Source organism: Isoptericola halotolerans (assembly GCF_013149785.1).
GTDB lineage: Bacteria > Actinomycetota > Actinomycetes > Actinomycetales > Cellulomonadaceae > Isoptericola > Isoptericola halotolerans.
Genome location: NZ_JABEZU010000004.1, coordinates 419,674 through 433,464, shown reverse-complemented (window position 1 = coordinate 433,464; position 13,791 = coordinate 419,674). Strand labels below are relative to the sequence as shown.

General features: G+C 71.0%; 11 protein-coding genes. 6 read left to right on the top strand and 5 right to left on the bottom strand.

Translation table 11 applies throughout. From position 1 onward, the window contains the following. Window position 1 precedes the first annotated feature (1 nt). The 4 genes from rpsR to HDG69_RS16610 all read right to left on the bottom strand — a co-directional run bounded on the left by rpsR (window position 2) and on the right by HDG69_RS16610 (window position 3,979). Window positions 2–238, bottom strand: coding sequence for a 30S ribosomal protein S18 (gene rpsR / locus HDG69_RS16625; RefSeq protein ID WP_106265817.1), 237 nt, complete (start codon window positions 236–238; stop codon window positions 2–4). Window positions 239–316: 78 nt separating this feature from the next. Further along, complete coding sequence (locus tag HDG69_RS16620) at window positions 317–877, bottom strand: single-stranded DNA-binding protein (RefSeq protein WP_171784931.1); 561 nt, start codon at window positions 875–877, stop codon at window positions 317–319. Between the two features lie 117 nt (window positions 878–994). Beyond that, entirely contained in the window at window positions 995–1,285 is a 291-nt protein-coding gene (gene rpsF, locus HDG69_RS16615; protein ID WP_171784930.1) for a 30S ribosomal protein S6, read from the bottom strand. Between the two features lie 165 nt (window positions 1,286–1,450). Beyond that, a complete protein-coding gene (locus HDG69_RS16610; protein ID WP_171784929.1) occupies window positions 1,451–3,979 on the bottom strand; it encodes a transglycosylase domain-containing protein in 2,529 nt (842 codons plus the stop codon). Window positions 3,980–4,302: 323 nt separating this feature from the next. Here HDG69_RS16610 and HDG69_RS16605 point away from each other — a divergent pair, with 323 nt between their 5' ends. The 5 genes from HDG69_RS16605 (at window position 4,303) to HDG69_RS16585 (ending at window position 11,488) form a co-directional block, all read left to right on the top strand. After that, the gene (locus HDG69_RS16605; protein ID WP_171785009.1) at window positions 4,303–4,980 is read left to right on the top strand and encodes a helix-turn-helix transcriptional regulator; all 678 of its coding nucleotides are present in this window, start codon (window positions 4,303–4,305) and stop codon (window positions 4,978–4,980) included. Next, window positions 4,977–6,068 (top strand): inositol-3-phosphate synthase, encoded by a 1,092-nt coding sequence (locus HDG69_RS16600; RefSeq protein WP_171784928.1) that lies wholly within the window; start codon window positions 4,977–4,979, stop codon window positions 6,066–6,068. The genes HDG69_RS16605 and HDG69_RS16600 overlap by 4 nt, the downstream gene beginning before the upstream one ends. 222 nt (window positions 6,069–6,290) lie before the next feature. Then, the gene (locus HDG69_RS16595) at window positions 6,291–7,622 is read left to right on the top strand and encodes an MFS transporter (RefSeq protein ID WP_171784927.1); all 1,332 of its coding nucleotides are present in this window, start codon (window positions 6,291–6,293) and stop codon (window positions 7,620–7,622) included. A 117-nt stretch (window positions 7,623–7,739) separates the two neighbouring features. After that, window positions 7,740–9,854 (top strand): SpoIIE family protein phosphatase, encoded by a 2,115-nt coding sequence (locus HDG69_RS16590; RefSeq protein WP_171784926.1) that lies wholly within the window; start codon window positions 7,740–7,742, stop codon window positions 9,852–9,854. Between the two features lie 161 nt (window positions 9,855–10,015). After that, complete coding sequence (locus HDG69_RS16585) at window positions 10,016–11,488, top strand: DHA2 family efflux MFS transporter permease subunit (protein WP_171784925.1); 1,473 nt, start codon at window positions 10,016–10,018, stop codon at window positions 11,486–11,488. Between the two features lie 43 nt (window positions 11,489–11,531). Here HDG69_RS16585 and HDG69_RS16580 read toward each other — a convergent pair whose 3' ends face one another. After that, a complete protein-coding gene (locus HDG69_RS16580; RefSeq protein WP_171785008.1) occupies window positions 11,532–13,052 on the bottom strand; it encodes a CCA tRNA nucleotidyltransferase in 1,521 nt (506 codons plus the stop codon). A gap of 129 nt (window positions 13,053–13,181) precedes the next feature. On the opposite strand from HDG69_RS16580, the gene HDG69_RS16575 reads away from it, so the two are divergent. Next, window positions 13,182–13,790, top strand: a complete 609-nt coding sequence (locus HDG69_RS16575; RefSeq protein WP_171784924.1) for an NUDIX hydrolase — start codon at window positions 13,182–13,184, stop codon at window positions 13,788–13,790. Window position 13,791: the final 1 nt, after the last annotated feature.

The window sequence follows — 13,791 nt, the reverse complement described above, 5'->3', positions numbered from 1 at the left end:
GTCAGCGAGCCGACGACGAGTACGGCAGCAGGGCCATCTCGCGGGCATTCTTGACGGCCTTGGCGATCTGGCGCTGCTCCTGCACGGAGACGCCGGTGACCCGACGAGCGCGGATCTTGCCACGGTCGGAGATGAACTTGCGCAGCAGTGCGGTGTCCTTGTAGTCCACCGTCTCGACCTTCGCCGCCTTGAGCGGGTTGGCCTTCTTCTTGGGCTTGCGCACCACAGGCTTGGCCATGGTGAGTGCTCCTTACTCAGGATCGTCCCGGCCGGTACGTACCGCCGGGACAGGGGATGATCTGGGGTTGAGCGGCGATCAGAACGGGGGCTCGTCGGAGAACCCGCCGCCGGACGACGCCGGGCCTGCCGTGGCCCAGGGGTCGTTCTGCTGCTGACCGCCACCGGAAGAACCGAAACCGCCACCCTGGCCACCGCTGGGCTGGCCACCGGGGGCACCGGCGTTACCGCCGTAGCCCCCGCCGCCACCACCGAATCCGCCACCGCCGCCGGAGCGCTGGGCACGAGTGACCTTGGCCGAGGCGAACCTCAACGACGGGCCGATCTCGTCCACCTGCAGCTCGACGACGGTGCGCTTCTCGCCCTCGCGGGTCTCGTACGAGCGCTGCGTCAGACGGCCCTGCGCGATGACGCGCATGCCCTTCGTCAGCGACTCGGCGACGTTCTCCGCAGCCTCGCGCCAGATGGAGCAGCGCAGGAACAGCGCCTCTCCGTCCTTCCACTCGTTCGACTGCCTGTCGAACGTGCGAGGCGTGGACGCGATCGTGAAGTTGGCGACGGCAGCACCCGACGGGGTGAAGCGCAGCTCCGGGTCCGCAGTCAGGTTTCCAACAACCGTGATGACGGTCTCACCAGCCATGCCAAGCTCCTTCGTTCGTCCGCGAGATTCGGCTGTCCTCGATGTCCAGGGATGATCCCACCACGAGCCTCCCACAGGGAGGACGCACGGGACCGGGAGTGTTTCGGTTCAGCAGACTCAGCGAGCGCTGGGGCGCAGGATCTTCGTACGCAGCACGGCCTCGTTCAGGCCGAGCTGACGGTCCAGCTCCTTCGCGGTGGCCGGCGTCGACGTGAAGTCCACGACGGCGTAGATGCCCTCGGCCCGCTTGTTGATCTCGTAAGCCATACGGCGACGGCCCCAGATGTCCACGTTGTCGACGGTGCCGCCCTCGGTCTTGACGACCGTGAGCAGCTTCTCGAGCGACGGGGCCACGGTGCGCTCCTCGACCTCCGGGTCCAGGATCACCATCAGTTCGTACTGACGCATGTGTTCAACCCACCTCCTCTGGTCTCGACGGCCACGGTCTGTCCGTGGCAGGAGGGTTCTTGCGTGCGTCGGCCGCGCCCATCGAAGGCACGGCCAGTCCACCAGACTACCGTTCCCGGCACCCTGGCAGGAAGTCAGGCCGGCGAGCCCGTCAGGTGGCGTCGGTCACCCGTCGTCCTCGCCGCCACCGCCACCGCCACCGTTCCCGGGACCGTCGCCCGGGCCGTCGTCGTCCGGCGGGCCGGGATCAGGCTGCTCGGGAGGCTCTTGCTGCTCCGGGCCCCGCGAGACGACGATCGTCACCGTCGCACCGGGCTCCACCTCCGCACCGGCGCCGGGCTCGGTCCGCAGCACCTCACCGACCGGTCGGTCGCTGTACTCCTCGGTGGTGGACGACGACAGCCCGACCCGTCGGAGCTGCTGCTCCGCGGCGGTCCGCGCCTGCCCGGTGACGTTCGGGACGGCGACCTGCTGCGGCTCGTCGGACCTCCCGGTGGAGACCACCAGGGTGATCGTGGACCCGACCGGGACGCGCCCGCCGCCGTTACGGACCTCCAGGACGGTGCCCTTCGACGCCTCGTCGTTGACGGCCTCGGTGGCGACCCGCAGGTCCAGCCCCTCGAGCAGGTTCGTCGCCTGCGAGACGTTCATCCCGACGAGGTTGCCCGGCAGCTCGACCCACTCGACCTCTTCCTCCTCCGTCTCCGACGGCGTCGGGGAGGGCGAGTACGAGGGCGTCGGCGGCGTGTAGGTCGGGAACTCCTCGATCTCCTCGCCCTCGAGCGCCACCTGCATGAACTCCGTCCACGCCGCAGCCGGCCACGTGCTACCGGTGATCTCGGGATAGCCGCCGAACGTGTCGATCGGCTCCTTCCCGCCGAGGATGCCCTCCTCGACGTCGACGTTCTTGTACTGGCGCACGTTGACGATGGTGGCGAGCTGCGGGGTGTACCCGGCGAACCATGCCGTCTCGTTGTCGTTCGCGGTACCGGTCTTGCCCGCCACGGGACGGCGGGTGCCGTCGGGCCCGGTGAGGTCCAGGGCGGCGCGGCCGGAACCCTGCTCGACGACCTGGGTCATCGCGTACGTGGCGGCCGCCATCGTGTCCCGCTCGAACCGCTTCTCGGCCACCGTGTCGGGCTCCCAGCGCACGGTGCCGTCGCGGTGCTCCACCCGATCCACGACGTGCGGCTCGATGTACATGCCCTCGGCCGCGATGGTCGCGTAGGCCGAGGCGAGATCGACGGGGTACACGGAGTCGGTCCCGAGCACGTTGCCGTTGTTGGACAGGAGGTCGGTCGACTCGCGGATGCCGAGGCGGTGCGCCACCTCCACCGTCTTCTGCGGACCGACCTCCATGTTGAGCTCGGCGTAGGCGGTGTTCACCGAGTTGGCGGTCGCGGTGACCAGGTCGATGCTGCTGCCGAGGCTCTGGCCGCCGAAGTTGTTGACCGTCCAGTCGTTGCCGTTGTCGGCACCGGGGAACACCTTCGGCGAGTTCCCGTCGAACGTCGTGGTGAGGTCGTAGCCCTCCTCGAGGGCCCCGATGAGCGTGAACGGCTTGAACGTCGAACCGCCCTGCACGGTGTCCTGCGTCGCGGTGTTCAGCGACTGCTTGATGTAGTTCTTCCCGCCGTACAGCGCGACGATGTCGCCGTTGGACGGGTCGATGGAGACGATGGAGGGTCGCACCTTCTTGCTGGCGTCGTCGGGCATGTTCTTGACGATGTCAGCGGCCTCGCGCTGCAGCTTGGGCTTGATCGTGGTGTAGATCTGCAGGCCCTTGGTCTCCAACTCCTCCTCGGTCAGGCCGTTCTTGAGCAGCTCGGTCTTCACCGCGGCCATGACGTAGCCCTTCTGGCCACCGAGGCTGTTGGTGTTCTCCTGCTTCTCCACGAACTCCGGGAACTCGGCCGACTGCCGCTCCTCCTCGGTGATGTACCCCTGGTCGGCCATGCGGTTGATGCTGCGCTGCCACCGCTTCTGCGCGACCTCGAGCTGCACGGAGGGGTCGTAGTTGACCGGCGAGGGGATGATGCCGGACAGCATCGCCGCCTCGGAGTAGGTGAGGTCGGCGGCGTCCTTCTCGAAGTACGCCTGCGCGGCGGCCTGGACGCCGTACGCCCCTCGCCCGAAGTAGATGGTGTTGAGGTACCGCTCCAGCACCAGCTCCTTGGACTGGTCACGGGCGATCTTCAGCGCGATGATCGCTTCCTTGGCCTTGCCCAGGTAGTCCTGCGTCCGGCCGAGGTAGTACTGCTCGACGTACTGCTGGGTGAGGGTGGAGGCGCCCTGCCGGCCGCCGGACCCGGTCACGTTGTTCATCGCCGCACGGGCGATGCCACGGAAGTCGACGCCTCCGTTGGTCCAGAAGGTGGCGTCCTCGGAGGCGACGACGGCGTCCCCCACGTAGGCGGGCAGGGTGTCGTAGTCGACGAGCTCCCGCTTGATCGTGGAGTACGAGCCGACCTCGTTGCCGTTGCCGTAGTAGACCGTGGTGGCCTGGTTCTCGACGTCGTCGAGGTTGTCCGGGATCTCCGTGGACGTCCACGCGGCGAAGAAGAGGCCCGCACCGAGGGCGATGCCACCGAGCATGCAGCCCACGACGACACGCCACGACGGCAGCCAGCGCTGCACGACGTTCTTGCCACGGCGTGGGTAGTTCCAGAAGCGACGCCTGCGCTTGCTCGCCACGTCCCTGCCTTTCGATCGCGGAGGTCCTCGGAGCCGTCCCGCCCCCAACGGGCACGAGTGACCACAGGAAACACTAGGGGATCCACCCGAGCGGATGTCCAGACCGGGCGGGTCTGACGCGGTTCCACGCCGACCGTCCCCACGGCCCCACGGCGTGCTCCACGAGGCCTTCACATCTCGGCGCCCGACGGTGGACAGGTGTGTCCCGTTGGCTTCGTCGCGTGATGCGTCCTATCCTCACGATGTATCGACTCGATACAACGAGTCCACAGGATCGGGTGACGGATCCTGCCGGGCAGCCCGACGCGGAGGAGGACAGCAGGGTGCGTAGTCGCTCGAACGTCCTCGAGACGGCCATCCTCGGCCTGCTCAGCGCCGCGCCGCTGCACGGCTACGAGCTGCGCAAGCGGCTCAACCTGCTCCTCGGGTCGTTCCGGGCCTTCTCGTACGGCACTCTCTACCCGGCGCTGAAGTCGCTGGTGACCAGGGGTCTCATCGAGATCGTCGAACCCGACCCGACCACCGCCGTCCGGACCGGCCCCCGCGCCGGCACGTCCACGACGACCGGACGTCCGGCGTCGGGCAGCAAGCCGCTGACCGGGCGCCGCGGGCGTATCGTGTACCGGCTCACTGCCGACGGCAAGGAGCACCTCCAGACCACTCTCGCCTCCTCGGGTCCCGCGGCCTGGGAGGACGAGAGCTTCGACGTCCGGTTCGCGCTGTTCGCGCAGACGGACGCCGAGACCCGCCTCCGCATCCTCGAGGGCCGGCGCACCCGGCTGACCGAGCGCTTGGAGGCGGTCCGGGAGTCCGCAGCCCGTACCCGAGAGAGGCTCGACGAGTACACGCTCGAGCTGCAACGGCACGGGTTGGAGCAGGTCGAGCGCGAGGTGCGCTGGCTCGACGGGCTCATCATGACCGAGCGCGACCGCGCGAGCAGCCGCGACAAGACCGTCGGGACGCACGACGTCCCGACCCCGAGAAACAAGGAGCGAGGATGACCTCCGTCCGCGTTGCCATCGTCGGCGTCGGAAACTGTGCATCGTCCCTGGTCCAGGGTGTGCACTACTACCGCGACGCCGACCCGTCAGACACCGTCCCGGGTCTCATGCACGTGCAGTTCGGCGACTACCACGTGAGCGACCTCGAGTTCGTGGCGGCGTTCGACGTCGACGCGAAGAAGGTCGGCTTCGACCTGGCCGAGGCGATCCTCGCCTCGGAGAACAACACCATCAAGATCGCGGACGTTCCGCCCACGGGCGTCATGGTCCAGCGCGGCCCGACCCTCGACGGCCTCGGCGACTACTACGCCGCGACCATCGACGAGTCCGACCGCGAGGCCGTCGACGTCGTGCAGACGCTGAAGGACGCGAAGGTCGACGTCCTGGTGTCCTACCTGCCGGTGGGTTCCGAGGAGGCCGACAAGTTCTACGCGCAGTGCGCCATCGACGCGGGCGTCGCCTTCGTCAACGCGCTGCCCGTGTTCATCGCCTCCGACCCCGAGTGGGCGAAGAAGTTCGAGGACGCCGGTGTGCCGATCGTCGGCGACGACATCAAGTCGCAGGTCGGCGCGACCATCACGCACCGCGTGCTCGCCAAGCTGTTCGAGGACCGCGGCGTGGTGCTGGACCGCACGTACCAGCTCAACGTCGGCGGCAACATGGACTTCAAGAACATGCTGCAGCGCGACCGCCTCGAGTCGAAGAAGGTCTCCAAGACGCAGGCCGTCACCTCGAACCTGACGGGCGCGCTCGCCGGCAAGACGGAGGACCGCAACGTCCACATCGGTCCGTCGGACTACGTCGCCTGGCTCGACGACCGCAAGTGGGCGTACGTGCGCCTCGAGGGTCGCGCGTTCGGCGGTGCCCCGCTGAACATGGAGTACAAGCTCGAGGTGTGGGACTCCCCCAACTCGGCCGGCATCATCATCGACGCCATCCGTGCCGCGAAGATCGCCAAGGACCGCGGCACCGGCGGACCGATCCTGTCGGCCTCGACGTACTTCATGAAGTCCCCGCCCGTGCAGATGGAGGACTCCGAGGGCCGCCGCCACCTGGAGGCCTTCATCCGCGGTGACGTGGAGCGCTGACCTGGAGCGCAGCGAAGGGTGAGGGCCGAGGAACGAGGCACTCGCCCGAAGCGGAGCGCAAGGGCAGCGCGACCAGACAGCTGGAGCGATAGTCCGGAGCGCTGACCTGGAGCGAGCGCCTCGCACCGCACCCGTGCCCGACGGCGGAACATCCGCCGTCGGGCACGCTGCGTCCCGGCCTGCCCGACGGCGGTGCCCTTCCGACGTGAAAGGCTGGCCGCTGTGGGAGCCATCACCGAGACCGGGCGGGACCTGGTCGCCCTGCTGCGGCTGCCGGGTTTCCGGCGGCTGTTCGCCGTCCGCCTGGTGTCCCAGGCCGGTGACGGCATGTTCCAGGTCGGGCTGGCCTCCCTGCTGTTCTTCTCCCCCGAGCGCGCCGGGACCGCGGCGGGCGTCGCGGGTGCCTTCGCCGTCATGCTGGCGCCGTTCACCCTGGTCGGCCCGTTCGCCGGGGTGCTGCTGGACCGGTGGCGCCGTCGCCAGGTGCTCGCCGTGGGCAACGCGGTCCGCGTCGTCGTGGCGGGCGCGATGGCGACGATCATGCTCACGGGCGGTCTTGCCGGTGCGGGCGAGGTCTGGATCGTCGTGCTGGGGTTGGTGGCCCTGAGCGTGAACCGCTTCCTGCTGGCGGCTCTCAGCGCCGGTCTGCCGCGCGTCGTGGACGGTCCGCTGCTGCTCACGGCCAACTCGCTGACCCCGACGCTGGGCGCGGGGGCGCTCTTCCTGGGCGGTGGCGTCGGGTTCCTCCTCGGTCTCGGACTTCCTCCGGGCCGGATGCACGACGCCGCCGCGCTCGTGTGCGCGGCGGTGGTCTTCGGGGTCGCGGCCCTGCTCGCGCTGCGCCTCGGGCGCGACCAGCTCGGTCCCGAGCACCCGGTCCGCGGGAGGCTCGGCGCCGAGGTCGTGGCCGTGGCGCGTGGCCTGACGGACGGCGCCCGGTACCTGGTCGCTCGCCGGACACCGGGGCAGGGCCTGCTCGTGATGGCGGCGCACCGGTTCCTGTACGGCGTCGTGTTCATCGCCGCCATCCTCATCTCGCGGAACCTGCTGGCCGAACCGGGCGACACCTCGGCGGGCCTGGCGAACTTCGCCCTGGTCATCGCCATGACCGGGATCGGCGGTGCCGGCGCCGTCGTCATCACCCCGGTGCTGTCACGGCGCACGGGCCCGCAGGGATGGATCGTGTGGATGCTGCTGCTCGCCGCGGCGTCGCAGCTCCTGCTGGCCACCACGCCCTCACGGACGGTGATCCTGGTGGGGGCGGGCCTGCTGGGCCTGGCCGCGCAGAGCGCCAAGATCGCCGTCGACACGATCGTGCAGCGCGACACGCACGACGACTACCGCGGCCGCGCCTTCGCGTTCTACGACGTGCTGTACAACGCGGCGTTCGTGGGTGCAGCCGTCCTCGCGGCGTTCGCGGTGCCCGACGACGGCTGGTCGCGCGAGCTCTTCGTGCTGCTGGCGCTGGCCTACCTGGCGGTGGCGGCGCTCATGGGGTTCCGTGGCGCGAGGTCGCCGGCCGAGGTCAGCCCGACCGACGTCGCCCGATCCTGAGGCACCGCGCGGTACCACACAGTTCACGCGCTGGACAGGCGCGTCCGCGCTCCGGATGATGAGTACCTACAGGAGGGTGCCGCTTCGTCGGCCAGGACCGGGGCGAGGGATGGCGACATGGACGACCGACGCTCGGCGACCCCCGACACGCTCCTGGACGCAGAAGGGCTGTTGCCCGGCGTCGCCGACCCCGTCGAGGTCGCCAGCGGCGGGGCCGTGCTGCTCCTCGACACGGCCACCGAACGAGTGGTGGACGCCAACCCGGTCGCCGTGCGGATGGCCAGGGGTCTGGGCCTGCCGGTCTCCTTCGCCTCCTGGTGCACCGCCGCCGGCATCACCCCGGCGACCACCGTCGCCACCTCGCCGGCCCCGGCGATCCTGGCGTCGCTGCGCCACGGGCACGGCCTCGCGCTCCGTTCGACCCGGCGCGGTGACGACAGCGTCTCCTGGGCGGTGGGTCTGCCCCTCGCCGGCGCGCCGGAGCATCTCGTCGACCGTGCCCTCCTCGTGATCCTGCCCACCTCGGGGCTGCAGGAGTCGGCGTCGCCGAGCGCCCCGCCCGACGGGCTGCAGATGCGGGCCGCCGTCGCGAGCCACCTGAGCTTCACGATCTCGGACCCGTCCCTGCCGGACGACCCGCTCGTCTGGGTCAACCCGGCCTTCACCCTGGCGACCGGCTACACCGCCGACGAGGTCGTCGGGCGCAACTGCCGGTTCCTCCAGGGCGCCGGCACCGATCCCGCAGCCGTCGGCCGCATCCGTGCCGCCCTGGAGGCGGGTGACGCCGTCGGCGAGACCCTGCTGAACTACCGCAAGGACGGCACCCCGTTCTGGAACCAGGTCGTCGTCTCCCCGGTGCTGGACGAGGACGGCCTGGTCACCCACCACGTCGGGATCCAGACGGACGTGACCGACCGGGTGCACGACGACCGTCGCCAGCTGCTCGAGCTGGACGCCGTGCACCGGCAGAACGAGCGGCTGGCGCTGCTGGCCAACATCACCCAGGCGCTCGTGAGCCTCTTCGACGAGGAGGCGGGTGCCGCCCTGCTGCCCGACCTGGTGGCGCCGCACTTCGGCTCCTGGTGCGCCGTCGTCGTGGTCGACGACCACAACCGTCCTCGGCTCGTGCACGTCGCGGCCCGGGACGCGGCACGGTCCGCGGACGTCGCGCTGCTCGAACGGTCGCAGCGGTGGGCCTTCGAGTCCGGGGCCATCCAGCGTGTGCTGGGCGCCGACGGCCCGAACACCCTCCCCGCCCCGTTCCCGGTGGACGTCGAGAGCCTGCCGCGGCGCACCAGCCCCGAGGAGCTCGCCGCGCTGGAGCGGCTCGGCCTGGGCTCGGCGATCGTCGTCCCGCTGCGCGGCCGCGACCGTGTCATCGGCGTGCTGGTCGTCGTCAGCAGCGACGACGTCGACGCCTTCCCGCAGGACGACGTGCGCGACATCGTCGCCCTCGGGGCCCGGTCCGGGCTGGCCCTGGACAACGCCCGTCTCTACCGGCGCGAGCACGACGCCGCGGTCACGCTCCAGCGCAGCATGCTGCCCGAGATCGTCGAGGCACCGGGCCTCGACTGCGCCGCGCTCTACGAGGCGGCGTCGGCGGGTGCCGACGTCGGCGGCGACTGGTACGACGTCGTCCCGCTGCCCAGCGGGCAGGTCGCGGTCTCGGTGGGCGACGTCGTCGGGCACGACATCCGCGCCGCGGCGTCCATGGGCCAGCTCCGTTCGGTGATCCGGTCCGAGGCGTGGTCCGGCCGGTCACCCGCCGAGGTCGTCGCGACCATGGACGAGCTCGTGCAGGGTCTGGGCATGGCCGGGATGGCGACCTGCGTGTTCGCGCTCGTCGACCCGCCGGACGACGAGGGCTCCCGCCGGGTCACGTACACGAGAGCCGGTCACCCACCGCCGCTGCTCCTGCGGGCCGACCGCACCGTGGAGCTCCTCGACGGGGCGCTCACGACACCCGTCGGCGTCTCGAACCTCGACGACACGGTGCCCGTGGCCGAGACGGTCCTGTGTCCCGGCGAGTCGCTCGTGCTCTTCACGGACGGTCTCGTGGAGCGCCGTGACCGGTCGCTGCGCGCCCAGCTCGCCGACCTGCGCACCTGTGCCGGGGAGATCACGCCGGGGATGGACGCCACGGGGGTGCGGGACGCGATCGTGGAGGTCTGCGCGGACGGCAGTACCGAGGACGACACCTGCATCCTGGTCGTGCGCAACACCCCCGCCTGACAGCGGCCGAACCGCTCCTGGCGCGGACCGATGAGTCCGCAGCGGAAAATCAGTCGCACCCTCGCACGGAATATCGCACGCTGGTGACGCCTTGACCTGACAGGTCAGTCCGTGCGCAGCGTCGCCCGCGGTCACCACATCCGCCGAGCCCGAGGGGACACATGTCTGCACGCACCACCGAGGTTCCGCCCGGGCCCGTCGCACCGCAGGAGGACCGCCTGCCGCGCGAGCACGTGCGGGTCATCGCGCTGCTGCTGGTCTCCGCGTTCGTCGTCATCCTCAACGAGACCACGATGGGCGTCGCGCTCCCGGCCGTCATGGACGAGTTCGGCATCACGGAGTCGTCCGGCCAGTGGCTGACCACCGGCTTCCTGCTGACGATGGCCGTGGTCATCCCCACCACCGGTTGGCTCCTGCAACGCCTCGGCACCCGCGGAGCGTTCATCCTCGCGATGTCCCTGTTCACCGCGGGGACCTTCCTCGCGGCGATCGCACCCGTCTTCGGGCTGCTCGTCGCCGCCCGCGTGGTCCAGGCCACGGGCACCGCGATCATGATGCCGCTGCTCATGACGACGGTCATGAGCACGGTGCCGCCCCACCGCCGCGGCCGGGTGATGGGCAACGTCTCCCTCGTGATCGCCGTCGCGCCCGCGCTCGGTCCGACAGTCTCCGGCGCCGTCGTCACCTCGCTGGGCTGGCGCGAGGTGTTCTGGGTGGTGCTGCCGATCTCGGCGCTGTCGCTGCTGCTCGGGGCGCTGCTCGTCCGGGACGTCGCGAACCGCGCACGGACCCGCCTCGACCCGCTGTCCGTGGTGCTCGCGGCCGGCGCCTTCGGCGGCCTGGTCTACGGGCTGTCGGCCCTCGGTGAGGCTGCGCAGCACGCCATGGCGGTCTCTCCCGCCGTCCCCCTGGTCGCGGGGTCGATGATCCTGGGCCTGTTCGTGTGGCGTCAGATCGTGCTGCAGCGCACCGACGCGGCGCTGCTCGACCTGCGTGTCTTCCGCGCCCAGGGCTTCACGATCGGGCTGGCGGTCATGGCCGTCAGCATGATCGCGATGTTCGGCATGATCATCGGGCTCCCGCTGGTCCTCCAGCGGGCGATGGGGCTGGACGCGCTCACCGCGGGCCTGCTGATGCTGCCCGGCGGCCTCCTCATGGGTCTGCTCGGCCCGGTCGTCGGTCGGCTCTACGACCGTGTGGGCCCCCGACCGCTCGCGATCCCCGGCGTCGCCGCCGTCGGTGTCGCGATGCTGCTGTTCGCGAGCCTCGCGCCGACGTCGCCCCTGTGGCTCGTCGTCGCGGGCCACCTCGTGCTCAGCCTCGGCCTGGCGTTCATCTTCACGCCGACGTTCACCTCGGCCCTCGGTGGTCTGAAGCCCACGCTGTACTCCCACGGCTCGGCGGCGATCACGACCGTGCAGCAGCTCGCCGGGGCGGCCGGCACCGCGCTGTTCGTGGCGCTGCTGACGCTGCGCAAGGTGACGCTGGTCGACGGCGGTGCCTCCGAGGCGGAAGCCACCGCCGGAGGCGCACAGCTCGCCTTCACGGTGGCGGCCGTCGTCGTCGTCGCGGCGCTGGTGCTGGCCACGCGGCTGCGCAAGTCGGAGACCCCGGCGGCCCCGGCCACGCACTGAGCCGGGCGTACGGCCCGGCGCCGGAACCTCTGGGGAGGCCCGTTCAGTCCTGACGGGCCTCCCACCAGGACCTCAGCTCCGCCGTGGCGCGCTCCTCGCCGAGCGGGCCGTGCTCCATGCGCAGCGCGAGCAGGTGCTGGTAGGCCGCGCCGACGTCGCGTCCCGGCGGGATGCCCAGGATCGCCATGATCTGCTTGCCGTCCAGGTCGGGACGGATCGAGTCGATCTCCTCCTGCTCACGCAGGCGCGCGATCCGCTCCTCGAGGTCGGTGTAGGCGTCGGCGAGACGCTTGGCCTTGCGCCGGTTCCGGGTCGTGCAGTCGGCGCGGGTGAGCCGGTGCAGCCGCTCGAGCAGCGGCCCGGCGTCGGTCACGTAGCGGCGGACCGCGGAGTCCGACCAGGAGCCGTCGCCGTAGCCGTGGAAGCGCAGGTGCAGCTCGACGAGCCGGGCGACGTCCTTGACGACCTGCTTCTCGAACTTCAGGGCACGCAGACGCTTGGCCACCATCTTGGCGCCGACGACCTCATGGTGGTGGAAGCTGACTCCGCCACCCGGCTCGAAACGACGTGTCGGGGGCTTGCCGATGTCGTGCAGCAGCGCCGCCAGCCGGAGCACGAGGTCCGGCGCCGGGACCGCGCCGTTCGGCCCGGTCTCCTGGGCGATGGCCTGGTCGAGCACGATCAGCGAGTGCTCGTAGACGTCCTTGTGCCGGTGGTGCTCGTCGATCTCCAGGCGCAGCGCGGGCAGCTCGGGCAGCACGTGCTCGGCCATGCCGGTCTGCACCAGCACCTCGAGCCCGGCGCGAGGCGCCCGCGAGCACAGCAGCTTGACCAGCTCGGCCTGGACTCGCTCGGCCGAGACGATGTCGAGCCGGGGCGCCATGTCCACGATCGCCGCCCGGGTCGCCGGCTCGACGTCGAACTCGAGCTGGGCGGCGAACCGGGCGACGCGGAGCATCCGCAGCGGGTCGTCGTCGAACGACCGCTCGGGGGCGATCGGGGTGCGGAGCACCTTCGCGGCGAGGTCGGTCAGGCCGCCGAACGGGTCGACGAAGGTGAGGTCGGGCAGCCGCACCGCCATCGCGTTGACGGTGAGGTCACGCCGGGAGAGGTCCCCGTCGAGCGAGTCGCCGAACGCCACGACCGGCTTGCGCGAGGCGGGGTCGTACTCGTCCGTGCGGTACGTCGTCACCTCCACGACCACGTCGTCGGCTCCGTCCCGGCCGTGGCGGCGCGCACCGATGGTCCCGAACTCCTTGCCGATGTCCCAGTGGGCGTCGCCCCAGCGCGCGAGGATCCGTTGCGTCTCGTCCGGCGAGGCGGACGTCGCGAAGTCCAGGTCGGCGCTCGCGCGGCCCAGGAACGCGTCCCGGACCGGCCCGCCCACGAGGGCCAGCTCGTGCCCGGCGGCGGCAAAGATCTCGCCGAGCTCGACGGCGGCAGGGGCCATCTGGGTCAGCACGCTCAGGGCCCGGCGCAGGAGCTGGGCGGGAGCAGGATTCGCGGGGGTCGACACGACGTCCCATCCTCCCAGATCGCCGACCCGCGCGCGTCGGTTCCGCATCACCGTGCGGAGCGGACCAATTGTCCGGATTGCGTCACCGACCTCGCCGGGCCCCGGTGAGGTCGCCCGGAGCGCGGCCCGACCCGCCGGGACGTCGGGGTGCCCCGGCGAACTCGGTAGGGTATGGCCATGTCTTCTGCGGCACCGGCGCCTGGCGCTCCCGACGGGCGCCCGTCCGTCCCGGTGCCCGTCCCGCCCGGCGGGCACCCCTTGCGGGTCGACCCTGCGCGCCTGCACGGCAGCCAGGCCACGCCCGGGGCGGGACCCGTCCAGTCCGGCCACCTGCCCGTCGTGGACGAGACCTCGGCCGGTGGCCTCGTCGTCGAACGACACCCCTCCGGGCACCGGGCCGCCGTGATCCTGCGTCGCAACCGTGCCGGACGCCTGGAGATGTGCCTGCCGAAAGGACACCTCGAGGGCGTCGAGACGCCGGAGGAGGCGGCCGTGCGCGAGATCCGCGAGGAGACGGGGATCGTCGGCACCGTCCGAGGCACCCTCGGCATGATCGACTACTGGTTCAGCGGGGAGGACCGTCGCGTCCACAAGGTCGTCCACCACTTCCTGCTGCGCTCCGAGGGCGGGGTGATCTCGGCGGCCGGCGACCCGGACGGCGAGGCCGAGGACGCGTGCTGGGTGCAGCTCGACGAGCTCCCGGAGCGTCTCGCCTACCCGAACGAGCAGCGCCTCGCCCTCACGGCGATCCAGACGCTCTCCCACCGCCCCGAGCTCGTCGAGTGAG

What these genes read in the sequence shown, in the direction of transcription:
- rpsR (WP_106265817.1), bottom strand. Translation starts at nt 238, where the DNA reads ATGGCCAAGCCTGTGGTGCGCAAGCCCAAGAAGAAGGCCAACCCGCTC.
- HDG69_RS16620 (WP_171784931.1), bottom strand. Translation starts at nt 877, where the DNA reads ATGGCTGGTGAGACCGTCATCACGGTTGTTGGAAACCTGACTGCGGAC.
- rpsF (WP_171784930.1), bottom strand. Translation starts at nt 1,285, where the DNA reads ATGCGTCAGTACGAACTGATGGTGATCCTGGACCCGGAGGTCGAGGAG.
- HDG69_RS16600 (WP_171784928.1), top strand. Translation starts at nt 4,977, where the DNA reads ATGACCTCCGTCCGCGTTGCCATCGTCGGCGTCGGAAACTGTGCATCG.
- HDG69_RS16590 (WP_171784926.1), top strand. Translation starts at nt 7,740, where the DNA reads ATGGACGACCGACGCTCGGCGACCCCCGACACGCTCCTGGACGCAGAA.
- HDG69_RS16585 (WP_171784925.1), top strand. Translation starts at nt 10,016, where the DNA reads ATGTCTGCACGCACCACCGAGGTTCCGCCCGGGCCCGTCGCACCGCAG.
- HDG69_RS16580 (WP_171785008.1), bottom strand. Translation starts at nt 13,052, where the DNA reads ATGCGGAACCGACGCGCGCGGGTCGGCGATCTGGGAGGATGGGACGTC.
- HDG69_RS16575 (WP_171784924.1), top strand. Translation starts at nt 13,182, where the DNA reads ATGTCTTCTGCGGCACCGGCGCCTGGCGCTCCCGACGGGCGCCCGTCC.